This window comes from Pedobacter sp. 01N310 (assembly GCF_056399805.1).
In genome coordinates, this window is record NZ_JBFTSB010000006.1 from 108,323 (window position 1) to 133,604 (window position 25,282).

General features: G+C 39.6%; 22 protein-coding genes. 15 read left to right on the top strand and 7 right to left on the bottom strand.

From position 1 onward, the window contains the following. Positions 1-67: 67 nt before the first annotated feature. Together tyrS and AC1DNH_RS14125 are read left to right on the top strand one after the other, a co-directional pair. On the top strand, positions 68-1,354 hold the full coding sequence (gene tyrS, locus AC1DNH_RS14120; protein WP_477581250.1) for a tyrosine--tRNA ligase: 1,287 nt from the start codon (positions 68-70) through the stop codon (positions 1,352-1,354). Positions 1,355-1,367: 13 nt separating this feature from the next. Next, the gene (locus AC1DNH_RS14125; protein WP_477581249.1) at positions 1,368-1,820 is read left to right on the top strand and encodes a hypothetical protein; all 453 of its coding nucleotides are present in this window, start codon (positions 1,368-1,370) and stop codon (positions 1,818-1,820) included. A gap of 32 nt (positions 1,821-1,852) precedes the next feature. On the opposite strand, the gene AC1DNH_RS14130 is transcribed toward AC1DNH_RS14125, so the two are convergent. After that, positions 1,853-4,297: a TonB-dependent receptor gene (locus AC1DNH_RS14130; RefSeq protein ID WP_477607688.1), complete on the bottom strand. Its 2,445-nt coding sequence runs from the start codon at positions 4,295-4,297 to the stop codon at positions 1,853-1,855. Between the two features lie 118 nt (positions 4,298-4,415). On the opposite strand from AC1DNH_RS14130, the gene AC1DNH_RS14135 reads away from it, so the two are divergent. Then, positions 4,416-5,531: a sensor histidine kinase gene (locus AC1DNH_RS14135; RefSeq protein ID WP_477581245.1), complete on the top strand. Its 1,116-nt coding sequence runs from the start codon at positions 4,416-4,418 to the stop codon at positions 5,529-5,531. After that, positions 5,506-6,222 (top strand): LytR/AlgR family response regulator transcription factor, encoded by a 717-nt coding sequence (locus AC1DNH_RS14140; protein ID WP_477607686.1) that lies wholly within the window; start codon positions 5,506-5,508, stop codon positions 6,220-6,222. The genes AC1DNH_RS14135 and AC1DNH_RS14140 overlap by 26 nt, the downstream gene beginning before the upstream one ends. A gap of 366 nt (positions 6,223-6,588) precedes the next feature. Here the strand turns inward: AC1DNH_RS14140 and AC1DNH_RS14145 are convergent, their stop codons facing one another. Then, positions 6,589-7,791 carry a GTP-binding protein gene (locus AC1DNH_RS14145; RefSeq protein ID WP_477582136.1) on the bottom strand — a complete coding sequence of 401 codons (1,203 nt, stop codon included), beginning with the start codon at positions 7,789-7,791 and terminating at the stop codon, positions 6,589-6,591. A gap of 86 nt (positions 7,792-7,877) precedes the next feature. Between AC1DNH_RS14145 and AC1DNH_RS14150 the strand changes: the two genes are divergently transcribed. Genes AC1DNH_RS14150 through AC1DNH_RS14185 form a run of 8 tightly spaced genes read left to right on the top strand, consistent with a single transcriptional unit; the run spans position 7,878 to position 12,088 of the window. Continuing rightward, positions 7,878-8,273: a MerC domain-containing protein gene (locus tag AC1DNH_RS14150; RefSeq protein WP_057932606.1), complete on the top strand. Its 396-nt coding sequence runs from the start codon at positions 7,878-7,880 to the stop codon at positions 8,271-8,273. Positions 8,274-8,295: 22 nt separating this feature from the next. Beyond that, entirely contained in the window at positions 8,296-8,460 is a 165-nt protein-coding gene (locus AC1DNH_RS14155; protein WP_477582134.1) for a hypothetical protein, read from the top strand. Further along, positions 8,453-9,079 (top strand): ABC transporter ATP-binding protein, encoded by a 627-nt coding sequence (locus AC1DNH_RS14160; RefSeq protein ID WP_477582132.1) that lies wholly within the window; start codon positions 8,453-8,455, stop codon positions 9,077-9,079. Before AC1DNH_RS14155 ends, AC1DNH_RS14160 begins: the two co-directional genes overlap by 8 nt. Continuing rightward, positions 9,079-10,293 (top strand): ABC transporter permease, encoded by a 1,215-nt coding sequence (locus AC1DNH_RS14165; protein ID WP_477582130.1) that lies wholly within the window; start codon positions 9,079-9,081, stop codon positions 10,291-10,293. Before AC1DNH_RS14160 ends, AC1DNH_RS14165 begins: the two co-directional genes overlap by 1 nt. Positions 10,294-10,312: 19 nt before the next feature. Beyond that, the gene (locus AC1DNH_RS14170; protein ID WP_477582128.1) at positions 10,313-10,750 is read left to right on the top strand and encodes a hypothetical protein; all 438 of its coding nucleotides are present in this window, start codon (positions 10,313-10,315) and stop codon (positions 10,748-10,750) included. Next, on the top strand, positions 10,750-11,184 hold the full coding sequence (locus AC1DNH_RS14175; RefSeq protein WP_477582126.1) for a hypothetical protein: 435 nt from the start codon (positions 10,750-10,752) through the stop codon (positions 11,182-11,184). The genes AC1DNH_RS14170 and AC1DNH_RS14175 overlap by 1 nt, the downstream gene beginning before the upstream one ends. Beyond that, positions 11,181-11,630, top strand: a complete 450-nt coding sequence (locus tag AC1DNH_RS14180; RefSeq protein WP_477582124.1) for a hypothetical protein — start codon at positions 11,181-11,183, stop codon at positions 11,628-11,630. The genes AC1DNH_RS14175 and AC1DNH_RS14180 overlap by 4 nt, the downstream gene beginning before the upstream one ends. A 20-nt stretch (positions 11,631-11,650) precedes the next feature. Continuing rightward, entirely contained in the window at positions 11,651-12,088 is a 438-nt protein-coding gene (locus AC1DNH_RS14185) for a Fur family transcriptional regulator (protein WP_057932600.1), read from the top strand. A 3-nt stretch (positions 12,089-12,091) separates the two neighbouring features. On the opposite strand, the gene AC1DNH_RS14190 is transcribed toward AC1DNH_RS14185, so the two are convergent. Genes AC1DNH_RS14190 through AC1DNH_RS14200 form a run of 3 tightly spaced genes read right to left on the bottom strand, consistent with a single transcriptional unit; the run spans position 12,092 to position 15,890 of the window. Then, positions 12,092-13,090 (bottom strand): LuxE/PaaK family acyltransferase, encoded by a 999-nt coding sequence (locus tag AC1DNH_RS14190; protein ID WP_477625457.1) that lies wholly within the window; start codon positions 13,088-13,090, stop codon positions 12,092-12,094. A 4-nt stretch (positions 13,091-13,094) separates the two neighbouring features. Beyond that, entirely contained in the window at positions 13,095-13,454 is a 360-nt protein-coding gene (locus AC1DNH_RS14195; RefSeq protein ID WP_215132044.1) for a hypothetical protein, read from the bottom strand. Positions 13,455-13,460: 6 nt separating this feature from the next. Then, a complete protein-coding gene (locus AC1DNH_RS14200) occupies positions 13,461-15,890 on the bottom strand; it encodes a penicillin acylase family protein (RefSeq protein WP_477625458.1) in 2,430 nt (809 codons plus the stop codon). A 196-nt stretch (positions 15,891-16,086) separates the two neighbouring features. Here AC1DNH_RS14200 and AC1DNH_RS14205 point away from each other — a divergent pair, with 196 nt between their 5' ends. Beyond that, positions 16,087-18,996 (top strand): TonB-dependent receptor domain-containing protein, encoded by a 2,910-nt coding sequence (locus AC1DNH_RS14205; RefSeq protein ID WP_477578916.1) that lies wholly within the window; start codon positions 16,087-16,089, stop codon positions 18,994-18,996. Positions 18,997-19,056: 60 nt separating this feature from the next. Here the strand turns inward: AC1DNH_RS14205 and AC1DNH_RS14210 are convergent, their stop codons facing one another. Next, positions 19,057-19,719: a nucleotidyl transferase AbiEii/AbiGii toxin family protein gene (locus AC1DNH_RS14210; RefSeq protein ID WP_477625459.1), complete on the bottom strand. Its 663-nt coding sequence runs from the start codon at positions 19,717-19,719 to the stop codon at positions 19,057-19,059. 10 nt (positions 19,720-19,729) lie between these two features. After that, complete coding sequence (locus tag AC1DNH_RS14215) at positions 19,730-20,212, bottom strand: helix-turn-helix transcriptional regulator (protein ID WP_477578912.1); 483 nt, start codon at positions 20,210-20,212, stop codon at positions 19,730-19,732. 255 nt (positions 20,213-20,467) lie between these two features. Between AC1DNH_RS14215 and AC1DNH_RS14220 the strand changes: the two genes are divergently transcribed. Both AC1DNH_RS14220 and glgB read left to right on the top strand, forming a co-directional pair. After that, the gene (locus tag AC1DNH_RS14220; RefSeq protein WP_477578910.1) at positions 20,468-22,930 is read left to right on the top strand and encodes a glycoside hydrolase family 31 protein; all 2,463 of its coding nucleotides are present in this window, start codon (positions 20,468-20,470) and stop codon (positions 22,928-22,930) included. 60 nt (positions 22,931-22,990) lie between these two features. Continuing rightward, complete coding sequence (gene glgB, locus AC1DNH_RS14225; RefSeq protein ID WP_477578908.1) at positions 22,991-24,955, top strand: 1,4-alpha-glucan branching protein GlgB; 1,965 nt, start codon at positions 22,991-22,993, stop codon at positions 24,953-24,955. Positions 24,956-25,282 lie beyond the last annotated feature (327 nt).

Sequence of the window (25,282 nt, forward strand, 5' to 3'; positions counted from 1 at the left end):
CAACTAATTTGCTTTAAACTAAGCTAAAATTTTATCTTTGCACGCACATTATTAAAGTGTTTGTACAATGACGAATTTTGTTGAAGAGTTAAGATGGCGTGGCATGTTGCATGATATTATGCCGAATACTGAGGAAAAGTTAAACGAGGGTATGACTTCTGGTTATATCGGTTTCGACCCTACTGCAGATTCGTTGCACGTTGGACACTTAACGCAGATCATGACACTGATTCATTTTCAAAATGCTGGTCACAAACCGTTTGCTTTGGTTGGTGGTGCTACAGGTATGGTAGGCGATCCATCGGGAAAATCTGATGAACGTAATCTTCAGACACCTGAAATGATTGAGCATAACCTGAAAGGGATGAAAAAGCAATTATCTAAATTCTTAAAATTTGAAGAAGGTGGAAATGGCGCTGTAATGGTTAACAATGCCGATTGGTTTAAGGATATGAATCTTTTTACCTTTATCAGGGATGTAGGTAAACACATTACCGTGAACTACATGATGGCAAAGGATAGTGTTAAAAGACGTTTGGAAGGTGATTCTGGCCTATCTTTTACCGAGTTCTGTTACCAGTTGATTCAGGGTTACGATTTTTATCATTTATGGAAAAATGAAAACTGTTTGGTACAGATGGGCGGATCTGATCAATGGGGCAATATTGTTACCGGTACGGAGCTGATCAGAAGAAAAGATGCTGGTACAGCTTATGCCATTACTACACAGTTGATTAAAAAGGCAGATGGAACTAAATTTGGTAAAACCGAAAGTGGTGCGGTTTGGCTGGATCCAGAGAAAACTTCTCCATATAAATTCTACCAATTTTGGTTAAATGCATCAGATGATGATGTGAAAAAATGGATCCGCATTTTTACCCTTAAAAATAAAGATGAAATAGAAGCCTTGGAAAAGGAGCATGATGCCGCTCCGCATCTGCGTATCCTGCAAAAAGCTTTAGCTCAAGACATCACCATAAAAACCCACTCGGAGGAAGCTTTGGAAACTGCTATTAAAACATCTGAGTTTTTATTCGGTAACGGATCGTTAGAATTTTTGAAGAGTTTGTCAGAAAGCCAGGTGTTAGAAATGTTTGAGGGCATTCCACAGTTTAACATTTCTAAATCTGAACTAACAGAGGGGATCGATGCGGCTACCTTACTTGCAGAAAAGGCTACTGTTTTTCCATCTAAGGGAGAGGCTAAAAAAACCATTCAGGGTGGAGGTGTTTCGGTAAATAAAGAAAAGGTAGCTGAAATGGCCCAAGTCTTTAATGCAGATCATCTGATAAACGATAAATTCGTCGTGGTACAAAAAGGAAAGAAAAATTACTTCCTTTTAATCGCCGAATAATATTTCGAGCCCAATGAAACTGATAATAAAAGATCTATTCATTGGACTCGAATTTAAAATTGAACGGGAAGTTGATCTTCCGCATCAGGTTTTATTCGATCGAATAACCCAGGAGTTGGAAGCGCTGGATTATGAAGTAGTTGAAGGGGCTCATGAAAAGATCCTGTTTAAAGAAAGAAGTAATGACCAACTTGTTTCTACATATTACTTTTGGGATAGGGTGAATAGCGGAAGTTTCGAAATCATCGAGACCAGCAAAAGGCAAAGTCTAAAATTTCTGTTTTCGGTATCCATATTTGGGCCAATTTTGATGATTTTTGCTATGGTTGGAATGTTTTTAGGTATTAATTATATGATTTTTCCCTTTGCACTTATTTTTTGCGTGCTCAATACTCAAAGGGCAATCGATACCAAAAATAAAATGCACGAAATTTTTAACGATGTTACTCGACAGGAGATAAATTGATTGCAATTTAATCTGCTCCATGCTTTCTATACCTACTCCTGATCTGGCAACCTGTCCTTTTCATCCTTCTTGCGGTTAAAGCGGTAAACCAATGTTGCGGTGGTTAATCTTCCGATACCCTTAAAACTCGATTCTAAATAATAGGTAGCTGTTGTGGTAATCTGCTTATCGATAAACGAATCGAAAATGTTGTTTACCGCTAAGGTAACTGAAACTTTATCTTTAAACAGGTCTTTACTGAGGGCGATATTAGCACGATACTGCGCTTTATTGACCGATTGAATATCGGTGTTTTTGGCCCTGTAGTTAAAACTGTATTCTATGGAAAAACTCTTCGGAAACTTCATCCGCGAGTTGATGCGGGTAAACCAGGTATGGTCTTCGGATCCATATTCTTTATTCTCAAAGGTACCCTGTTGCTTAAAAGCGTAATAGTTAAAATCCCACGATAACCGCCACCAGGATAGCGGGTTGTAGGTAGTTGAAATTTCTAGCCCATAACGGTCTTCGTAATCCAGGTTAACAGGAGTGTTTACAAAACCATTAACAGATTGCTTGAGTATAAATTCGAAGTAATTGGTAGCATGTTTATAATAAAGCGATGGGTTGAAAGTGAGTTTCCCCCATCTTTGCAGGATGCCCAGTTCGAACGAATTGGTGTACATGGGGTTTAGATCGGGGTTGCCCACTGTTAAGTTTCTGGTATCCGATAAGCCTGAAAACGGATTTAACTGCCAGAACTGTGGCCTGTTTATACGTCTGCTATAGCTTAAACGCAGATCGGTACTCTTTTGCAGCTTATAGGTGATATTTGCGGTAGGGAATAGATCGATATAATCTTTTAAAGCCTGGAAGGAGCCCTGTCGGTCTGAAATACCGATATCCGACAGTTCAGCCCTTAAACCCAGCAGGTAGTTAAACTTTTTGAATTTGTTCTCATACTGAAAATAAGCACCATAAATGTTCTCATTGTACTTGAGCTTATTGTCATAGGCTGGGAGCAGTACATCGTCCGCTTTGGCCCAATAGTCACTTCGGATGGACCTGATATTCGCCCTTACCCCGGCTTCGAATTTTGAATCGCCAGAGAAAGTGCCTACAAAGTCACTTTGAATAAATATCGCATCGCTGCTTTCAATATCTCTTGATGTTAAACGGCTTGTGTTCGTTAAAACTGGGAAAGTTTTTTGCTGGGTGATGTCCTGGTTTTCATCATCATTCCAAAAAACATATTGTAAACTCGTATTCCACTTTTGATCCTTGTTATCAAAGGTTTTTACATAATTCAGTTCGAGCTGATTGTATTTTTGTGGCTCTCTGTAATTCTCGAAACGGTTAATTGTACTATCGAGTATATTGTTTTTATTATAATAATTGTACAGGTAATTGGTGGTATCTTTATTCACCAGCAAATCATGATAAAAACTTCCGGTTAAGGTGTTTTTGGAATTGATGTAATAGTCCATTCCGAGGTACACATTGTAAAGATCATCATTTCTTCCCTGCTCGTTATTTTGTTTTAGTATAGTCTGTATCCCATTGTTTAACACGCTTTGGTATCGTTGCTCCGATCCATAGAGGTTCCGGTACCGATAACCGATGTTACTAAAAAGGTTGATTTTTTCGGTTTTATAGCTCAGATTTAAATTGCCGTTGTAATTTGCCGGATCGCCTACACCTACCTGCACTGAGCCGTTAAAGCCACTCAAAGTATTCTTTTTTAATACGATGTTGATAATACCCCCTCCGCCCTGGGCTTCGTACCTCGAAGATGGATTGGTAATTACCTCCACCTTTTCGATATTGCTGGCGGGTATCTGCTCTAAACCATTGTTATTGGTCAGCATAGATGGCTTGCCGTTGATGAGTACCTGTACACTTCCATTTCCACGTAAACTTATGGCGCCATTGGCATCTACATTTACGGAAGGCACATTGTTTAAAATATCATTGGCAGAGCCACCTTTTGAAATTAGATCTTTACCTACGTTAAATACTTTTTTGTCTAAACTTAATTCTACCGTAGTTTTTTCTGCTGTTACATCGACCGATTTCAACAACTGAACATCTTCTTTCAGGATAATGTCTCCAAGTTTAAGGTTCTGGGTTATTTCTCTGTTTTCGAGCAGTTGTGTTTTATAGGCAACAAATTCGATTTTAATGTGAAACCTGCCCGGTTGGGTGAGGAGTGTAAATTCACCTTTGCTATCTGTAACTGTGCTTTTTATAATTTTTTGATCAGCTACCGATAAAAGTTTGACGCCCGCGTTTTCGAGCGGTTTTAAGGTTTTTTCATCTATAACCCTTCCGGTAAGTTTAACTTCGGTTTGCGCAACGCTTTTCAGGGCTGATAATAAAAGGAGTAGGAAACACAATCGCTTAATCTGGTTCATGGTTTGTTTTAAATTTCCTGCAATATGGATGTTAGCACAAAGCAAAAACCCGTTTGAAGGCGTATAGGTAAGTATGGCATCCAAAAAGAGGTATTTTGGACCTTAACTCATTTCAGCATCCATTTGGATGTATCCGTATGCATTTTTGTTGTGTTCGTCGACGGTGCAAATTCGGATAGGTAAGAATTGTATATTTGTGTTGATGCCATTAATTGAGAGGATAGCCAAGTTCAGTTCCACACACCGGTTTCTTAGCCATATAATTTTTTGGCTGGTTACCTCTATTGTGTTTCTTAACCGCTATGATATTGATGAATACAATGATTTTCATAAAATCCTGATCCGGCATGCCTACTACATTTCCTTCACCATTATTGCTTCCTATTTTTTAACCTACCTGATCATTCCAAGGTTAATTACGGCCAAAACCTATTATGTGGTTGCCATTTACTTTCTGGTAGGAAGTTATATCATCTGTGTTTGTTCGAGAATAGTGGTGGTGCATGTGCTCGAACCTTTCTTAAGAACACCACCATTTGGCCAGGAGACTATCCTTGAAATCGCAATGGACGTACCCAAGCTTATTACACACTACTTTCCGTTAACGTTTTCTGCCGCCTGGATTTTTGCCTTTATTAAATTAATCAAAGAACAATATGTTATACAACAACATAAACTCTCTTTAGAAAAGGAACGGGCCGAAACAGAGTTAAAGGCCTTGAAGGCACAATTAAACCCACATTTTCTTTTCAATACACTGAACAATATTTACTCGCTTTCATTGGTTAACTCTCCAATTACTTCAAAATCAATTGCAGGTTTATCTGAAATACTCGATCATGTACTGTACAGGTGTAACAGTATGTATGTTCCTTTATCAGCAGAAATTACGCTGATTGAAAATTACATAGAACTCGAAAAACTAAGGTATGGTGGCCGTTTAGCGGTCAATTTTACACATAAGATAGACGATGATGCCACTATTGCTCCTTTAATTTTGCTCTCCCTGGTCGAAAATGCTTTTAAACATGGTGCTGGCGAAGATATTGGCCTGCCTGTAATCAATATAGATTTAAAACTGAACGAAAACCGTTTCCGTTTTATGGTTTCAAACAGTTTTATGCCGGGAAGGCAGAAAGAAGAAAATAGGATCGGGATAAATAACATAACCAAACAGCTTCAGCTGCTTTATCCTAAACAATACGATTTGAGCATTACTACCCACGATAATATCTTTGTAGTTTTACTACATATAAACCTAAAAAACAATACAAGTAAAAAAGATAAGATCTATGAAAGTAAGGTGTCTTTTAGTTGATGATGAGCCCCTGGCCATTCAGTTGATACAAAATCACATTGACCAGCTAGATACTTTTGAGGTTGTGGGTACCTGCTCAAATGCAATCAAAGCATTAGAGATGCTCAGAACTGTGCCCGTTGATCTGATGTTCCTGGATATTAAAATGCCCCAGATTACCGGGATTGATTTTCTTAAAACCTTAAAAAATCCACCTGCCGTAATTATCACAACGGCTTATCGCGAATATGCAATAGAAGGTTACGACCTCGATCTGATCGATTATCTGCTAAAACCCATTACTTTCGACCGTTTTTTTAAAGCTGTAGACCGTTATTTAAGATTAAGGCGCCCAAACGTTAAATCTGAGGTGTTTTCACCCCTTACCGCGCAGCAATCTATTTACATAAAAGCGGGAGGTAAGTTCCATAACCTGAATAAGGAAGAGGTATTGTACGTGGAGAGTTTAAAAGATTACATAGTAATTCATTGTACGGATAAAAAAATCACAGCGAAATATAAGATCGGCGATTTGGAAACTGAGCTCCAGGACAAGGCTTTTTTGCGTATACACCGCTCCTTTATAGTTAACCTGAAAAAAATAACCGCTTTTACCGCTTACGACATTGAAATTGGCACAAAAGAATTGCCCATTGGTGCAAGTTATAAGGAATATGTGTTTAAAAAACTGCAGCATACCGCGCTTAAATAATGCGATCTGCTTTTAGCAGAACATTTCATCCTGAAACAAAAAAAGCCACTTCCGTGGCTTAAATGAGATGCTAACTTATAGATGCTAATTAAATACGTAAAACTTATTAAAACACTTATAACATTTGTACCTCTTAACTGAAATCCATGGCATAAGCGTTTTAAAGAGAAAACCCCTGGGTACCCTGTAGGTTTCGAAATTTTTACACTTCGGACAAGATAAGCGGGTTTTAACTAAAGTTAATTCTTCTGTGGGTTCCATAATAAGCGTAAGTTTGGTTGGGTAAATCAAATTTACGCAAAATAAAACCTAAGAATAGCACCGAAAAACTACCATTTTGTTCATTTCATCGACTATTATTTCATTTTAAGGTAAAACACGCTCGAAAGGGTTCTTAAAGGTGTTTTTTGTTTTGTAATTTTTAACTTCTGTATCAGTTAAAAGACAATATTCTAGCGATTTTTTTAACTCATCGTTGTTCATTTCCTGTCCAATAAAAACAAGTTCATTTTTACGGTCTCCAAAATCATTATCCCAATCTGCATCAATTTCAGTTCTGTTTTCCAGGTAGTCCACGTATTGTTCACGTTCATGCTGCTGCATGCTTGCCCACCAAACCCCTGCAGGGTCGATGCGTAAGGAACCGCCTGCCTGCGAAAAATTAATTGCTTGCTCTGGCATGGCAGCAAGATAGAATATACCTTTTGATCGGATAATATTCTGCGGAAATTCCTTATTGATGTAATTCCATAATCTTTCAGGGTGAAAAGGCTTTTTAGAACGGAACACGGTAGAACTTATTCCATATTCTTCGGTTTCGGGCTGATGGATTTCTTCTAATTCTTTTTTCCATCCTGCTCCTTCAGATGCGGATTCAAAATCGAACAGTCTGGTGTTTAAAATTAAGGCAGGATCTATTTCTCCAAAAAGCGTCTGATAAATCTTGGCGTTTGGGTTCAGTTTGGAAATTAGTGCCCTGAGGACCTTAATATCGGTATCACTTACCAGATCGGTCTTGTTCAATAAAATTACATTGGCAAATTCAATCTGGTCGGTAAGTAGGTTTACAATAGTGCGTTTATCAGCCACATTATCAACCATGTTGCGGTCAGCAAGTTTATCTGCCGAACCAAAATCCCTGTAAAAATTATAAGCATCTACAACAGTTACCATTGTATCTAACTGGCTAAATCTGCTCAGGTCAATACCCGAAGCTTCATCAATAAAAGAAAATGTTTGTGCAACAGGAATGGGTTCAGATATTCCCGTGCTTTCGATCAAAAGATAATCAAAGCGGTTTTCTTTTGCCAGTTTTTCCACTTCGATCATCAGGTCTTCCCGCAGGGTACAGCAGATGCAGCCGTTGCTCATCTCTACCAGTTTTTCATCGGTTTTAGATAAGGCATGCTGATCTTTAACCATAGCGGCATCGATATTTACCTCGCTCATATCGTTCACAATAACGGCCACTTTTAAATCTTGCTTATTCCTCAATATAGCATTGAGCAGTGTCGTTTTACCACTGCCCAAGAAACCGCTCAATACGGTTACAGGTAATTTCTTTATCATGTTAATGCAATTATGTTGCAAATATAGTTCTGATTATTTTAAATGCAACTATATTGCTTTTATATTTGCAGACTAAATTTATTTTAATGAAACTACGGAGCTATAAAATCAACCTCGACCGGATCGGCATTACCGCCTCAACACTTTGTGCCATACATTGCGCGGCATTACCATTCCTGATCACTGTTTTGCCGATGTGGGGTATGGGGTTCCTGGCCAATGAAGCAGTTGAAATTACGATGATTGCAGTTTCATTGATTATTGGTATCTGGAGCTTAAGTGCTGCCTACCGGAAACAACATCACCGTATTATGCCAATCCTGGTACTTATTTCAGGCTTTGCCTGCATTGCATTCGGGCATTTTTCGGGAATTGAGCTGCTGGAACCGATTTTGATTCCGCTTGGTGGATTTACCATTGCGACTGCCCATTATATCAATTTAAGAATGCTCAAGTCTTGTCCCATCGATCACCAGTACTAAAAATTTATCCTTATTAACTAATATGTCAAAGAATTATAAAATCCTGTTTATCCCGGCGTTGTTGTTCATCACCATGTTAAACCCTGCCTGTAAGCACGGTGCAAATGATGGAATAGAACTGTACAGGCGTTATGCCATCAAAAATCTGGCAGTAAAAAAAGTGCAAAAGGTGTTACATCATGATTAAGATCAGTTCACTGGTACATGTTTATGAGAAGGGGAGAAGATTAAAATTTCCTGACTGGGCAATCGCAGATATGGAGCAATGGCTTTTACTCGGTGCATCTGGTAGTGGGAAAAGCACACTGCTCAATATTATTTCTGGTCTTTTGGAGCCAAGCCAGGGTGAGGTTTTAATTAATGGAACCGATTTATATACGCTGCCTGCAAGAGGGCGGGATAGGTTCAGGGGAAGACATATCGGAATCATTTTTCAAAGGCCACATCTTATTCGTTCACTTGATGTGCTCGATAACTTAGCGCTCGCTGCGGTAATGGCTGGGCTACCTGTAGATCATGAACGGAATCTTTCACTTTTGCACGATCTGGGTATTGCTGAGCTGGCTAAAAATTATCCTGACCAATTAAGTCAGGGGCAGTTGCAAAGGGTTTCGGTGGCGCGTGCATTGGTAAACAAACCTGATCTGCTGATTGCTGATGAGCCTACATCTAGCTTAGATGATGAAAATGCCAATCAGGTAATCCAGCTACTGACTACCCAGGCTAAAGATAATGGAGCTGCACTGATCATCGCCACGCACGACCGAAGGGTTCGGGACCACATTACTAAAACCTATCTACTCTAATGAATATCTTTAAAATCAGTAGCAAAAACCTCGTCAGGAATAAGCTAACAACAATTTTGAATATTATTTTAGTTGCCTTTGGTGTAAGCATCCTGTCTATTCTCTTTTTGGCTTCTACACAGATTAGTAACAAACTGGAAAAAAATGCCAAGGATATCGATCTGGTTGTGGGGGCAAAAGGAAGCCCCTTACAGTTGATATTAAGTAGCGTTTACCATATCGATTACCCAACGGGAAATATTCCGGCTAAAGATGCCTACAAATTAATGCAGAACCCTATGGTTAAAAGGGCTGTTCCATTGGCATTGGGCGATAATTATAACGGCTACCGGATTGTTGGCACTGATAGTACTTTCTCCAATCTTTACGGTTTATCTATCCAAAAGGGCAGTTTTTGGCATAAAGATTTAGAAGTAACCCTTGGTAGCACTGTTGCATTAACATCAGGGCTCAAGATTGGCGGTTTTTTTTTCGGCGCACATGGTTTAACCGGGAATGGTGATGTTCATAAACAACATGCTTATCAGGTAAAAGGGATTTTAAAACCACAAGGAAATATAACCGATAATCTGATCCTCACTAATATTGGCAGTGTTTATAAAATGCATGAAGAGAAGCATGTTGAGGGCCATAGCCACGTTTCTGGAGGAGAAGCCAAAGAGATTAACGATAAACAGATTACAGCCTTGCTGATCCAGTATAAATCGCCAATGTCGGTGATTCTTTTCCCGCGGATGGTTAACCAAAGTACAAACATGCAGGCGGCCTCTCCGGCGATGGAAAGTGCAAGGTTGTTTTCACTGATCGGTGTTGGGATTGATACGTTACAATGGTTCGCCATATTTATTATGGGGATTGCTGCCCTGAGTATTTTTATCAGCCTTTATAACGCCATGAAAGAACGGAAATACGACCTGGCCATTATGCGCTGTCTTGGTGCATCAAAATCGAAACTCTTTTTCCTGGTCATGTTTGAAGGGGTTTTGGTTACATTTATCGGCGCCTGTTTGGGTTTGTTGATCGGGCATGTTGCCCTTGAGGTAATCGGTGCCTATCAGGAATCTTCTCAGGCAAAATTAACAGGGCTTACTGCAATTCCACAGGAAGTATATTTAATCTGGATCGGGCTGTTTATCGGCGCTTTAGCCTCGCTTATTCCTGCTATGCAGATTTACAAGGTTGATATTGCCGAAACTTTAACCAAAAACAGCTAACCCGGTTGAGGTTAATACGATGAAGAAATTGCTTTTATTGGTTGTTTCATGTTTAGTTATCCACGTAGTAGCGGCGCAGGTTAAGGTACATACCGACATGCGCACGCCTACCTGGAACCTGATCGGTTTAAGGTATGATGCCGAAATTGCTCCGAAGAAATGGGGAAGCGTTTTTCCACCTGCATTAAAGGCATTACACAATAAGGTTATTGAGCTGCCTGGTTACATCATTCCCACAAAGGTAGGGTCGAAATTTAGCGAATTTATGTTCTCTATTGTACCCATTGCCTCCTGTCCGTACTGCGGCTCGGGCGATATTCCATCAATGGTGCAGGTGAAAATGTTAACGGCTATTCCCATTACCGAAAAACCGATCAAACTGAAAGGGATATTCGTTATTAACGATTCGGGTGATGATAGGAGCGAGTTTTTTCTTTTAAATGCAAAACAGTTATGATGAAAAAATATATAACGGTTTTATTGACATTGATCTCTTTTACAGCTGTTGCGCAGGTAAATGTACATACCGATATGCGCACGCCCACCTGGAACCTGATTGGCTTAAAGTACGATAAGCAGGTAAAACCATTGGTTTGGCAGGCTGTTTTTCCACCTGCATTAAAGGCAATCAACAACAAGATCATTGAAATCCCTGGGTATATTATCCCTACTAAAGTTGGCAATAGCTTCAGCGAGTTTATGTTTTCTATTGTGCCCATTGCCTCCTGCCCGTATTGCGGCACGGGCGATATCCCTTCGATGATAGAAGTGAAGACTTTAAAACCGATTACCTGGACCGAAGAGCCCATTACCCTGAAAGGCAAATTTATAATCAACGATTCTGGTGATAGCCGATCTACTTTTTTTCTTTTAGATGCTATAAAACGATGAGATATTTGCATTTTATTTTCTTTCTGTTTTCCGTTTGCTCAGTTAGTGCACAAACGCAAAAGCACAACCCAAAAGATCAGTTGCGATCTTTGAACTGGGATGTAATCGGCTCGGTGAAATTTGAACTCACCGAAAAGAACGAACTTTTGCCCCTGTTTACTGAATCGATCAGACGTTTTGAGAATAGGGAGTTTGATTTAACAGGTTACCTGATCCCTATAAAAAGCGGACAGAAACAACAAAAATTTCTTTTGGCAACCCTGCCCATTAACCAATGTTATTTTTGTGGGCAAAATGGTATTCCGGTAATGATTATGATAGAGATGGAAAATGCAGTACCGTATAGTGAAAAACCTATCCGGGTTAGAGGGGTTTTGAAATTAGAGCAAAAAGATGCGAGCTATGCACCCCCAATAAGCATCAAGCATGCCAAACTGATTAATTAATTGCTTATTTTTGTATTGCTATGGAAAACAAAACAGCACGTTTCGAAAAACTTTTGGTTAAAAACGGACTAAAAAGAACTGCCCCACGTTTGCAGGTGCTGGAGATTTTGAGTGGAAGAGATTCTGCAACATCTCAGCCTTACTTGGAGCAGGTGATGGGCAAGAATGCTGACCGGGTTACTTTATACCGTGTTTTGCAGGCTTTTGAAGAAAAAGGGATTATACATAAGGTTTTAGATCAGCAGGGCACAGCCAATTATGCCATCTGTTCTGATGGCTGCAGTGCACACGAACACCATGATGAACATGTGCATTTTAACTGCGATAACTGTCATAAAATTTACTGTTTGGATACCGTTAAAATTCCGGCATTAAAAGTTCCGGCAGGATTTAAAGTAGAACACCTTAACCTGATTGCTACCGGTTTATGCGCAAGCTGTTCGGATAAGGTAAATTAAAGTTTACTGCACCAAAAGATTACAACCCCTGATATCGGCATTGTCAAACCTGCCCAATACTTCAAAACTTTGATCAGGATTTATTCTGCCCAAATCCTGCGTAGCAATAAATGAACAAGAATTGAGATTGGCCAGATCGATTACATTGATACCACCAGTCCTGCCATTCGCCATCAAACTTAAAGGATCGTTGGTGTCGCGGATCAAAACCTTCATCCAGCTGGGGCAGTTAAAGATACCTTCACCCAAAGAATAAGCCTGAGAAAGTAGCTCGGTCATTCCATATTCGCTATGGATCGCACTTACGCCGAACCCTTTGGTCAATTGTTCATGAAGTTCTTCCCGAACCATTTCTTTACGTTTCCCTTTCATTCCTCCCGTTTCCATTACAATCAGCTCGGGGAAATCGATTTCAAACTGTTCTATAAAATCGAGCAGGGCATAAGTAACACCAATTAAAACGGTTTTCTGTTTTTTTGATTTAAGATCCAGGAGGGTTTTCAGCAGTTCATCATGGTTGTATAAAAAGTAACCACTTTGTGGGTGTTTGCTCTTTTCGATCAGATCGTTCACCATGTAGATTAATGATGAACCAGCTCGCTGTTGGTAGGATGGGAGCAGAGCCAAAAAGCAATATTCAGTAATATCCCCGTAAAATTGTGCAAAAGCCTGTAGATAGCTCTGTTCATATAATTTCACATTGGTTACATGATGGCTGCTCTGTACCATACCCGTTGTGCCTGAACTGCTGAAAGTAATTTCGACAGGATCGGTACTGCTGAGAATGGAATGGCTTTTAAAAAAACTGATGGGTAAAAAAGGGATCTGTGCAATTTCGCTCACTTCATCAGCATCAACACCTAAATGAAAGATATATTCACGGTAAACATTGCAGTTTTGCGCCTGTAACTTAAAAACGCTTAAGGCAAGGGCGTTAAACGCATCGGTACTTTTTACAGAAAATATATCGTTAGCTGTTAAATTCACAAGGCAAAAGTACAAAGCATTATGCTATTTTCTCGTCAGTTTTTTTTGCCAACATCGCCATGCGGAACTGATAACCACAGTAACCGCTAATACCGGCAACCAGGCCACTTAAAATTCCCGTAACCAACAGCAGTGCCCACCACAATTTTACACCAGTCATCACGGCCACACGGCCAGCAAGGACGTTATCATTAGGCAAGCTTTTAAATAAAGCATATCCGATCCAAAGTAAGAAAACAGCAAGAAAAGACTGCCAAAAGGCTATTTTTCCTGTTTTGCCAATAATGCCGCAGGTAGCAAATGAAATTACAATAATGATCCACCAGGGGGCAATCATTTGTAAAAGGAAACAGATTATTAATATAACAATGAAAACCATTTTAGCCTATTTAGAAATTTTTAAACGAGAAATAATCGTACCCGATTTATCATCAGGACTTTGCATATAAAACAGATCGTACAATTTGCCATTTGCCCAGGTATCGATCATATTATCATAAAATTTGCTTCCGGGATTGCCTGATTGGCCGCCTGGATAAACCCCATGTCCTTTTGGCGTTTTACCCAGTTCGATCACCATCCGCCATGAAGGTCCGTTGGCTTCGCTCAAAGCATTAATGGCAGTTTTCGCGCCACCAATCTGTAAAACTTTCGAGCCGAATCCTGGTATTTTGGCCAGGTGTGGCACATTGGTCTGTTTTACATTTGCCCAGTCCCAATCTTTGTTTATCGGCCCAAAGCGTCTTTCCAAACTATCGCAACTATATTTAAAAGCTTCGTTAACCAGGTCAGATAATGTTTCTTTTTTGCTGGTATTGATATTATCATACCATGTTGCATTGGGTTCTTTCAAGATCATTTCCACCGTACGGTCTCTAGAAGGGTAACGCATCGGAATGCCTTTAACCTCGAATTCGTCCGCCCAGATATCATGTGATAAGCGTTTGGTCCATATCTCAAATACGCTGGCTGCAATTTCATGGGCATCGTAACGTTTGTTCCATTTGTTCAGGTAAGCCAATGCTTCTTTTTGTGTTGCGTTTAATTGCTCATTATTCAATAAGGGCAACAAAGCAGGAACCAGGTTTTGTGCCATAATGCTATAATTATCGGTCTGCATCAAACGGATGCTATCCAATGTAGCCTTGTTCATGGCCGATAAGCGGTCGTTGATCCTTTTGCCACGCTCGTAAGGCGAAAATTCCCAGTTGATGTAATATGGGTAAGTAGTATCGGTAGAAGACTGGTTGGCAGAGCTTACAAAACCACGTGGCGGATTCTTAACTGTTGGATTTTGTGCATTTGGGATCCAGCCATGCCAATCGTAAGCGGGGTCGGTACCATCGAGAATAAACTTGCCCTGATCCTTCCACTTTAGGGGGAATTTACCATTTGGTGTGATGGCAATATCGTTATCAATACTGGCGAAAACAAAGTTCTGTGCAGGTGCGGTATAATAAGTTAAAGCCTTACGGTAGTCGTTATAGTTTTTCCCACGGTTCAGGTAATAAAAAGTCATGAGCTCGTTCGACTCATCATGTGCGATCCACCTCAAAGCGTCGCCAACAGGCACATTATCTGCCCTGCCGTATTTTGGTTTCTGGAAATATACCACGGGCCCGTGATGCGTGTAGTAAACGGTATCTATTTCATCTTTTCCACCACGGATTTTAATCGTTTCCAATCTCTTTGTTGTGGCTTTCCATTTATTGTTGTACCAATATTCGTTGTGGCTGGAATCTTTAAACTTGATCTGATAAAAATCCAGTACATCGGCGGCAACATTGGTCACGCCCCAGGCTATTTTCTGGTTAAAACCTATAATTACGCCCGGAGCGCCGGGCAATGAAACGCCATAAGTATTTACGCCAGGTGCATGTAGTTGGATCTGGTACCAGATTGAAGGAAGTGTTAAATCCAAATGTGGATCGTTTGCCAAAATCGGGTATCCTGATGCAGTTTTGGCTCCAGATAAAGCCCAGTTATTACTGCCGATGCCCTCTATTTTTTCGGTTGTTTTAACCTCTCCGGTTTGAGCCTGGGTAAAGCTTTCTGGTGTTTTAGGTATCGGTAAGGGAGAAAAGTCCCATTTGGTGCCAACAGGAATGATCGGGTCTTCGCGGAACGGATAATCCGGGAAAAGATTTTTGGTCACCTCGGGGCCGAATTTTTTCAAGATGTTTGTCATGTAAAATTCGTCAGAACCCATGGCTAATACCGCCGACATCTGTTTTAGGAGCAGCGCACATTTTACAGGCGTCCAGTTTTCAGGCTTAAAATCGAGTATTTTGTATTCTAAAGGATAATTGGCTTTAGAAAGCGTTTTGATATATGCATTGATCCCTTCGGTATAAGCTAAGATCATTTCTTTTGCCTTAGGATCTGCCATCATACCTTTTAACGAGTTTTCTGCGCCATAAACCATGCCCATCCGGCGTTGATAACGGTCTACCTCTATCGCTTTATCGCCAACTACTTCACTAATTCTACCCGCTGCAAAACGAGTCTGGAAATCCATTTGCCAAAGGCGGTGCATGGCAGTTACATAACCTTGTGCCAGATACAGATCGTGATCATTCTGTGCAAAAATATGTGGAATCATGCGGTCGTCAAAAACGATTTCGATTTTATCTATTGCCCCTTTGATTTTCGCTTTATGATTAAACATAAAATGATTGTTCTCTGCATTTTGCCAGAAACCCATAAACGGATCTAGGAATTTTAGCAGTGGAGGTGTACTACCTAATTTGGTGTTAAATAAAAAAGCTAATGCTATCGGAATAATGATGCAGAATACGGCTTTAATTTTATTCATAATGGTTAGCTAACAAGTCTTTCGCTAAGATAGGGCAAAATGACGGTTTATGTTTAATGCAAAATACAACAAACTGTATATCAATCAAAATTATAATTCGAATTGAAATTATTATGCTAACATAATTTGTTTAATTCAAAAAAAGAATTTAAGTTTATATAACTAATAATACAAACAACCAAATTAACAATCGTTTATGAGCAGAATTTTTACACAGATCTTCTATGTGTTATTATTTGTGTACGCAGGTAATATTGCGGCACAGGCACAGAGTATTACGGTGAGCGGTACCGTAAAAGACAAGCAATCGAAAGAAGGCCTAGCTGGCGTGAGTTTAACCATCAAAGGCCATTCTGGCGGTACAGCCTCCACAAGCAACGGTAGTTTTACATTTACAACAACAGCTAAAGTTCCCTTTACGCTTGTGGCGTCTTACGTGGGCTATGGTACAGTAGAACAGCAGATTACCGGGAATGCTACGGGAATTAACCTGGAACTGGAAACGGCAGTGGTTTTGGGAGGGGATGTGGTTGTTTCAGCATCGCGTACTCCTGAGCGTATTTTAGAATCACCGGTTTCTATCGAGCGGATGAGTGCTGCTTCTATCAGGGAAATTGCCGCACCATCATTTTACGATGCTTTGAACAATATGAAAGGTGTAGAAAGCAGTATGCAGAGTTTAACTTTCAAGTCGATTAACACGCGTGGTTTCAATTCAAATGGTAATACCCGTTTTAATCAATATATAGATGGAATGGATAACCAGGCCCCTGGATTAAACTTCTCAGTGGGTAATATTGTGGGTATAACTGAGCTCGATGTAGATAATGTTGAACTTCTGCCAGGTGCTTCATCTGCTCTTTATGGTGCAGGTGGTATTAATGGTACACTATTGATGACCTCAAAAGATCCTTTTAAATATCCAGGCGCAAGCTTTCAGTATAAAACAGGGGTAAACCATGTAAATGATGACAATAGCAGTGTGCAGCCTTTCAATCAGTTGGATGTGCGCATGGCAAAATCATGGAACAATAAGTTTGGCGTAAAAGCGGCATTTTCGTTCCTTCAGGCTAAAGATTGGTACGGAAATAATTATTCAAACTTCGATAGGGTAGCAAGAACTGCAAAATCTGGCGATAGAAACAGCGATCCAAATTACGACGGAATCAACGTTTACGGTGATGAGGTAAGCCAAAATATGCGTAATGTGGCGCTAAGTGTTCAAAATGCAACTATTGCCGGAATTAATGCAGGGTCTGGTGGTTTAATACCAAACATTAAAACATTAATGGACGGGACTTTTGGTACCGCCATTCCAAATGCAGCCCAGCAAGCGGGGTTTTTGGCGGGATTACCATCTGCATTGCGTGGTCCGGTACAGAATTATTTTCCTTTTTATGTTGGTTTGAAAGCAGGTTTAATCCCTAATCAAAATATTTCAAGAACTGGTTATAATGAAGAAAACCTGGTTGATTATAGTACCAAATCGTTAAAAGCATCTGGTGCATTATATTACAACATCAGCAATACAGTACAAATAGTTGGACAGGCCAATTGGGGAACAGGAACTTCGGTATATACCGGTTCTGACCGTTATTCGCTCCGCAATTTTAATATCGGGCAATATAAATTAGAATTAAAAGGTGAAGATTTCTTCCTTAAAGCCTATACTACGCAGGAACGTTCGGGTGATTCTTATATTTCTTCTATTTTGGGCAGTTATATTAATGAATTATCAAAACCATCAACAAGCTGGTTTCCACAATATATTGGTAATTATGTAGGTGCAAGAGCGGCAGGTCAAACTGATGTACAAGCACAGGCTTTTGCCAGAAGTGTTGCCGATCAGGGGCGTTTCGCACCTGGTTCTCCGCAGTTTATACAGGCTAAGGATCAGATTATGAATACCACCATCAGTGCCTCAGACCCTAGTAAAGGTATTTATGGTGCAAAATTCGATGATAAATCTAACCTTTACCATTATGAGGGAATGTACAACTTTACCAATCTTTTTGATAAAGTGGTAGAATTTCAGGTTGGTGCATCATACCGTTTATATGACTTAAATTCGGCTGGAACAATTTTTAATGACTTGACAAATTCCATCGATATTAAAGAATATGGTGCGTTTGCACAGATCGGTAAAAAACTTTTTAACGATAAGGTTAAATTTACTTTTGCAGGTCGTTATGATAAAAGCCAGAATTTTGAAGGCCGGTTTACACCAAGGGTAACCGGTGTGTTCACTGTTGCCAAAAATAACAACATCAGGGTTTCTTACCAAACAGGTTACCGTAACCCAACCACACAAAATCAATACATCGACCTTTCGGTAGGTGGAGGTTCTCAAAGATTGATTGGCGGTTTGCCAGAAATTATGTTTTCTAAATACCATCTTGATAGTAATAAGCCTTATACCGACGTAAGTTACCGCGCGTTCTTAGCCTCGGCAGCGGCAACAGGAACACCTAACCCTGCATTGTTGCAACAATATACTTTTGATTCAAAAGGTGTCCGTCCAGAGAGTGTTCAATCTTATGAGTTAGGTTATAAAGGATTGCTTCTTCCAAATTTATTGGTTGATGCTTATGGTTATTATAACATTTATAAAGATTTTATCACAGCAGTAGATGTTTATCAGAATGTTAACGGAAGTTTTGTGAAATTCGGTGTTCCAGTTAATGCAGAAGGTAAAGTAACCTCTTATGGTGCAGCTTTAGGTTTAGATTATTTAGTGGGTAAATATACCATCAGCGGTAACGTTTCCTATAACGAAATCGGCGATTTACCAGTTAATTACATTAACGATTTCAATACTCCAAAAATTCGTTACAACCTGGGTTTTGGCAATAAAGAAATTATTAAAAACTTTGGTTTTAATTTGGCGTATCGTTGGCAAGACCAATTCTACTGGAATTCTTCTTTTGCCTCAGGTCAGGTACCTGCATACAGCTCTTTAGATGCGCAGGTGAGTTTACGGATCCCTTCAGTACAATCAATCATTAAACTTGGCGGTTCTAACGTGCTGAACAAATATTATTTTACTTCTTACGGAAATCCATCGGCAGGCGCTATCTATTACGTAGCCATTAGTTTTAATCCATAACCAGTTAATTGAGTTTTAAGGGCCTTCTACGCTAAAAGTATAGAGGGCTTTTTTGTGCCACTATACGACTGGTTTATCCTTGTTGCTGCTATCAATCGCCTCTGTTAAATCTTCTTTAACGAACTCCCATATTTTCCCTTTTAAACATATTGGATCGAAGTCATCGTCAGCTGTAAGAAAGTTAGTGAAGTTTTTTCTGATCATTTCTTCATCGTGAGTCCATTCGAAACGTTTTTTATGAAGTTCAATCATATCACTTACACTATAATTATCTAGCAATTCATGTAAGTCCCAAAAATCTTTCTTTCTGCCACCTCTTTGTACAATATCCATCTTCATTGCAATGATTTCAGGTATGGTTGCCATACGCACACTATCATGATCCGCATGATCTTCAAAAAAGGGGTCCATGCTGTAAAAGAGATCCAGCTTAACAATGTTCTCTTTATGCGTACCAATAAGATAGGACTTTCCTAGACCTGCAAATTGACCAAAATTACCTTGAACGAAGGCAAACTTATTCCTGAGTAACTTCTCAATTCGATCAAAGTCTATTGATCCATATTCTGCATCTGTAAAAAGATCAATGTCGACCGATAAACGGTGACCGAGATAAAGACTAAGCGCTGTTCCACCAACCAGCCGAAACTTAGATAGCTCCTTTGCTTGCATAAGTTCAAGCAAGCAGCTTTTTAAAAGTTCGTTAACGGTATTCCAATACATAATTTGATTTTTAGATATCTCGACCGGTTTGGTCAATACTATTAATGGCTACTTTATTCACTAAATCTTGTCCGTAATATCTAATTAGTTCATTTTTTTCATCACTATTTCCCCGCTCCAATACCCTTTGAATAACAGATTTATATTGGCTTTTCCAGTTTATTTTATCAAAATCTGTATCCCAAAAAAGTATCTTTCTGAGAATTGATAAATCAGGTTTATCGGCTGCATTCCGTTTATCTTTTTCTTTCTGTATCTCATAGTAAGCCTGGAGTATCAGCATGGTGCCCTCTTCTAAACCCAAAATTTGATCTAGCTTAATGGAAAGTGAAGCTGTAACTCCTCTCTTACCTTTTGTAATATCATTTAAGGTCTGAGGATATTCGTTTAAGGAAAGCGCCAATGGGCCCTTTTTAAGCCTCCTTTTTTTAAGCTCACGTTCCAGTATAAGGCCGGGGTGGATACCTTTAAACTTATTGATCAATTTTTCCATATTCAAAAATAAACAAAATTGTTTATAAATTTATGTTTATAAATAATTTACAATCTAGCTTTCTATCAAACAAAGGACGATACTAAATCTTATGGCAAAATTGTGAAATAACATGGCTTAGTGTAAAAATCACACTATTGAAAACAATCTTTTCATAAAAAGCTACATCCCTTTTGTAAAATATTTGTATTATAGTACTTTCTTAAGCACATCCCGGTTTAAGAACCATGAATTTAAAATTTTGAATAAATAAGGATGGAAGCGCAAAACGACAAACCTAACGAGACAAGTGACCTGGTCGAAAAGGAGCAAGAAATACAGCATTTAAACAATCCAGTTGATATATCGGTAAAGCCAATTGTTAAACAATACCTCGGTGCAGTTAAAAAAGTAAAAAAGGAGGGCAACCGTTTTTATTTTTCTGATGGCGATGCAAGAGTAGAAATTCGGGTGGTAAGCGACGATATTATCCGCGTTCGCCTGGCTCCTCATGGCGTTTTCTTAGAGGATTTTTCTTATGCCGTACCCGAAGTAGATCAAAAAGTGTCTGTTTTTAAAATGCAGGAACATGATGATCATTTCACGATCTCTACCCATGCGGTAACCTGTAAAATAGAAAAAGCAAACTTCCATATTTCTTTTTCTGATAATATTACCAATGTAGTAATGGTTGATGAAGCCAATTCTATGCACTGGGAAGAAAATGTAGATTTTGGCGGTTATTATATCTACGCAACCAAAAAATGCCACCCTGAAGAAAATTTCTTCGGTTTGGGCGATAAATCTGGTAATTTTAACCTGCGGGGGCGCCGTTTCGAAAACTGGAATACCGATGCTTACTCTTTCGGTTGGAACCAGGACCCACTTTATCGTACCATACCTTTTTATATCGGTTTGCACAATCAGGCCGCCTATGGTATCTTTTTCGATAATACCTTTAAATCGTATTTCGATTTCGGGTCGGAGGATGTAAATAAAACCAGTTTCTGGGCCGATGGCGGAGAACTGCAATACTATTATATCCATGGCCCGCATATTATGGATGTTGTTAAACGTTATGCAACTTTAACGGGAACACACCCGATGCCACCAAAATGGACTTTGGGTTATCAGCAGTGCCGCTGGAGTTATTACCCTGAAACAAAAGTTAAAGAAATAGCCAAACAGTTCAGGGAACGTAAAATCCCTTGCGATGCCATTTATCTGGATATCGATTACATGGATGGCTACCGTTGTTTTACCTGGAATAAAAAATACTTTCCAGATCCGCGAAGAATGATCAAAGAGCTATCTGATGATGGTTTTAAAACCGTTGTAATGATCGATCCTGGAATTAAGGTAGATGACGATTACTGGGTTTTTAAAGAAGGCAAAGAGAAAAGATTTTTCTGTCGCCGCAGCGACGATTATTATATGGAAGGGCATGTTTGGCCAGGACGCTGTCAGTTTCCCGATTTCACCAATCCAAAAGTACGGAGCTGGTGGGGTAATTTATATAAAGAGCTGGTAGATATGGGCGTTGCAGGTTTCTGGAACGATATGAACGAACCAGCTGTTTTCGGTTCAGGAACTTTCCCCAACGATGTCCGCCATAATTATGATGGTTACCGCGGCTCACACCGTAAGGCACACAATGTTTATGGCATGCAGATGGTGCGTTCTACCTACGAGGGCTTAAAAAAACTGATGCGCAATAAACGTCCGTTTACCATTACAAGGGCTGGTTATGCGGGCATGCAGCGTTATGCAAGTGTTTGGACCGGCGATAATATCGCAACCTGGGAGCATTTAAAGATCGGAAATATACAGTGCCAGCGTTTATCAGTTTCTGGTGTGCCTTTCTGTGGAACAGATATCGGCGGATTTAGTGGTGAGCCAGATGGCGAATTGTTTACCCGTTGGATCCAGCTAGGTACATTTTCTCCTTTCATGCGTGCACACTCTGCCGGCGATACCGCTGAACGGGAACCTTGGAGCTTTGGCCAGTTTTTCGAAGATATCAACCGTAAGTTTATCGAATTAAGATATCGTTTAATGCCTTATCTATATTCAGTTTTCTGGGAGCATCATCGTTATGGCTTTCCTATTTTAAGGCCTTTAGTGATGCTTGAGCAAGAAAATATCAGCAACAGTTTCCGTCAGGATGAATTTTGCTATGGTGATAAACTATTGATATGCCCGGTTTTAGAACAGGGTGCAATATCTAGAAAAGTTTACCTCCCAAAAGGTACCTGGTATAATTTCTGGACCAACGAAATCCTGGATGGCGGTAACGAATATACGGTTGATGCAAAGATAGATAGTATGCCAATGTTTGTAAGGGCAGGTACAGTTTTGCCAGAATATCCGGTAATGCAATATGTTGATGAAAAATCTATTACCGAAGTGGTATTGAATATTTATCACAGCGATTACGAGGTTAATTCATACATGTACGAAGATCATGGCGATACTTTTGCTTACGAGCAGGATATTTATCTGGAAAAGAAATTCACTGTAAAAGGCGATACTCAGGCCATTAAAGTGAATCAGCGTAATGAAGGATTGTATACGCCTAATTATGAATTTTATGTTTGCAATGTTATTGGCGTAAAATTCCAGGTCAAAAAGATCATTATCGACAATAAAGAGGTGAAAGACTTTTATACCGATGATCAGAATATCCTGCATTTTAAATGCAATAAGAACTTCTTAGAAATACAGATCTTGAGTCTGTAAACATTGAGCCCCAAATGCTGTTTGGTATTTGGGGTTTCATCTAATCTAACCAAAATACCTATGCCAGCAGCAAAAAAAGTTCTTGTAAAAAAATCATCCCAACCAAAAACTGATCAACAGAAATCCGTTTGGATACACAGTTTATTTACCGATTACGATATTGATCTTTTTCTTGTAGGAAAGCATTTTAGGCTTTATGAGAAAATGGGCTCACATTTAATTACCGTTGATGGAACCGCTGGAACTTATTTTTCGGTTTGGGCTCCAAATGCCATCCGTGTAAGTGTAGTGGGTAATTTTAACGATTGGGACAACGCTTCACATCCGCTGAGCGTGCGGTGGGATAAATCGGGTATCTGGGAAGGTTTTATCCCCGGAATTGCAAAGGGCGAAGTTTATAAATATTTTGTTAAAGGTTTTGATGAATCTGAGCATTTAAAAGGCGATCCTTATGCCAGAAGATGGGAACATCCGCCACAAACAGCTTGCATTGTTTGGGATACCGATTATACCTGGAAAGATAAAGCCTGGCTTAAAAAAAGAGCAAAAATAAATGCTTTGGATCAACCCATCTCGGTATATGAGATACATCTAGGTTCTTGGGAGCGCGATCCGGATAATCCAGAACGTGTTTTGAACTGCAGGGAAGTTGCTGGCAGGCTAGTGCCTTATGTAAAGGAAATGGGTTTTACGCACGTAGAACTGATGCCTGTAATGGAGTTTCCGTATTTCCCTAGCTGGGGTTATCAGATTACAGGTTATTTTGGTGCAAGTTCGCGTTATGGTTCTCCACAGGATTTAATGTATCTGATTAACGAGCTCCATAAAGCAGATATTGCGGTAATATTGGATTGGGTTCCTTCTCATTTTCCAGGCGATAGACATGGTTTATATGAGTTTGATGGAACACATCTGTACGAACACGCCGATATGCGGAAAGGCTTCCATCCAGACTGGAAATCATACATTTTCAATTATGATCGAAACGAAGTACGCTCTTTTTTGATTAGTAATGCGTTGTTTTGGATTGACCAATATCATGCAGATGGCCTAAGGGTAGATGCCGTAGCATCGATGTTATATTTCAATTTCTCCAGAGAAGATGGAGATGCCGCAACAAACGAATATGGTGGAAGTGAAAACTTTGGGGCCATACAGTTTTTGCAGGACCTGAATGTTGCCGTTTATGGAAATTTTGAGGGTGTACAGACCATTGCCGAAGAAAGCAGTACTTACCCTGGTGTAACCCATCCGGTACATGCTGGCGGATTGGGTTTTGGCATGAAATGGATGATGGGCTGGATGAACGATACCTTAAAGTATTTTAAAGTAGAAACCCTCGGCCGGAAACACCACCATCATCAGTTGAGCTTTAGCATGACTTATGCCTTTACCGAAAATTTCATGTTGCCTTTCTCTCATGATGAAGTCGTACACGGTAAATCGCCAATGTTGTATAAAATGCCTGGAGATGACTGGCAGAAATTTGCAAATTTAAGGGCGCTTTATGGTTATATGTTCACCCATCCGGGAGCAAAACTGCTGTTTATGGGGAATGAGTTTGGCGAAACCAACGAATGGAACTTTACGCAATCGCTAGATTGGCATTTGCTTCAATACGCGCCGCACAAGGGCATGCAGGAAACCGTTAAGGCTTTAAACTTTCTGTACCGTAAAGAACCCGCATTGTATCATTTCAATTTTAGTTATGAAGGCTTTCAATGGCTCGATGCCGATAATGCAAACGAATCTGTCTTCACATTTATGCGCAAAGGACCAAAAGCAAAAGATACTTTGGTTGTTGCAATAAACTTAACGCCGGTGGTGCGTGAAAATTATAGAATTGGTGTTCCTTTTAAAACCAAATGGACAGAAATTTTTAATACTGATGATATTGTTTATTATGGAGGCGGCATTAATAATCGCGGGGACATTGTTCCTGACCCAGAGGGTTATAACGGACAGGAATATTCAATAATTGTCGATTTGCCACCCTTGGCGGTAGTGATTTTTAAGAGCAAATAAAAGATTGTTTGCTACTATATCACGCCAAAACTTCAATTTTTTCTAAAATGCCTTAAAATAAGAAAAGCCTCCCATTGCTGGAAGGCTTTCTTAAACTCTGGAGTGGAAGCTTCCAGAGAGGGTGCAAAGATACAATAACCATTGTTTCTTGCAAGTATTATTTTTTAAATAATTTTTAAGCTAAAAATATTTGTATAAAACATTGTTGTAAAGTATTGTTGGTTAGTGTTTAAGCTTAATTCTGGCTTTAAAATCTCTTCCATCGGTGTGGGCTCAAATATTATCGAAGCTTGGGTTAAGGTGCGAGCTGTTAATCACACTTTGGTG

Bases quoted from the DNA above. Each gene is read 5' to 3' on its own strand.
- AC1DNH_RS14140 (WP_477607686.1), top strand. From the start codon at position 5,506: ATGAAAGTAAGGTGTCTTTTAGTTGATGATGAGCCCCTGGCCATTCAG.
- AC1DNH_RS14150 (WP_057932606.1), top strand. From the start codon at position 7,878: ATGAAACTACGGAGCTATAAAATCAACCTCGACCGGATCGGCATTACC.
- AC1DNH_RS14195 (WP_215132044.1), bottom strand. From the start codon at position 13,454: ATGGTTTTCATTGTTATATTAATAATCTGTTTCCTTTTACAAATGATT.
- AC1DNH_RS14205 (WP_477578916.1), top strand. From the start codon at position 16,087: ATGAGCAGAATTTTTACACAGATCTTCTATGTGTTATTATTTGTGTAC.
- AC1DNH_RS14160 (WP_477582132.1), top strand. From the start codon at position 8,453: ATGATTAAGATCAGTTCACTGGTACATGTTTATGAGAAGGGGAGAAGA.
- AC1DNH_RS14165 (WP_477582130.1), top strand. From the start codon at position 9,079: ATGAATATCTTTAAAATCAGTAGCAAAAACCTCGTCAGGAATAAGCTA.
- AC1DNH_RS14125 (WP_477581249.1), top strand. From the start codon at position 1,368: ATGAAACTGATAATAAAAGATCTATTCATTGGACTCGAATTTAAAATT.
- AC1DNH_RS14145 (WP_477582136.1), bottom strand. From the start codon at position 7,791: ATGATAAAGAAATTACCTGTAACCGTATTGAGCGGTTTCTTGGGCAGT.
- AC1DNH_RS14135 (WP_477581245.1), top strand. From the start codon at position 4,416: ATGCCATTAATTGAGAGGATAGCCAAGTTCAGTTCCACACACCGGTTT.
- AC1DNH_RS14180 (WP_477582124.1), top strand. From the start codon at position 11,181: ATGAGATATTTGCATTTTATTTTCTTTCTGTTTTCCGTTTGCTCAGTT.
- AC1DNH_RS14175 (WP_477582126.1), top strand. From the start codon at position 10,750: ATGAAAAAATATATAACGGTTTTATTGACATTGATCTCTTTTACAGCT.
- tyrS (WP_477581250.1), top strand. From the start codon at position 68: ATGACGAATTTTGTTGAAGAGTTAAGATGGCGTGGCATGTTGCATGAT.
- AC1DNH_RS14215 (WP_477578912.1), bottom strand. From the start codon at position 20,212: ATGGAAAAATTGATCAATAAGTTTAAAGGTATCCACCCCGGCCTTATA.
- AC1DNH_RS14185 (WP_057932600.1), top strand. From the start codon at position 11,651: ATGGAAAACAAAACAGCACGTTTCGAAAAACTTTTGGTTAAAAACGGA.
- AC1DNH_RS14210 (WP_477625459.1), bottom strand. From the start codon at position 19,719: ATGTATTGGAATACCGTTAACGAACTTTTAAAAAGCTGCTTGCTTGAA.
- AC1DNH_RS14155 (WP_477582134.1), top strand. From the start codon at position 8,296: ATGTCAAAGAATTATAAAATCCTGTTTATCCCGGCGTTGTTGTTCATC.
- AC1DNH_RS14220 (WP_477578910.1), top strand. From the start codon at position 20,468: ATGGAAGCGCAAAACGACAAACCTAACGAGACAAGTGACCTGGTCGAA.
- AC1DNH_RS14170 (WP_477582128.1), top strand. From the start codon at position 10,313: ATGAAGAAATTGCTTTTATTGGTTGTTTCATGTTTAGTTATCCACGTA.
- AC1DNH_RS14200 (WP_477625458.1), bottom strand. From the start codon at position 15,890: ATGAATAAAATTAAAGCCGTATTCTGCATCATTATTCCGATAGCATTA.
- glgB (WP_477578908.1), top strand. From the start codon at position 22,991: ATGCCAGCAGCAAAAAAAGTTCTTGTAAAAAAATCATCCCAACCAAAA.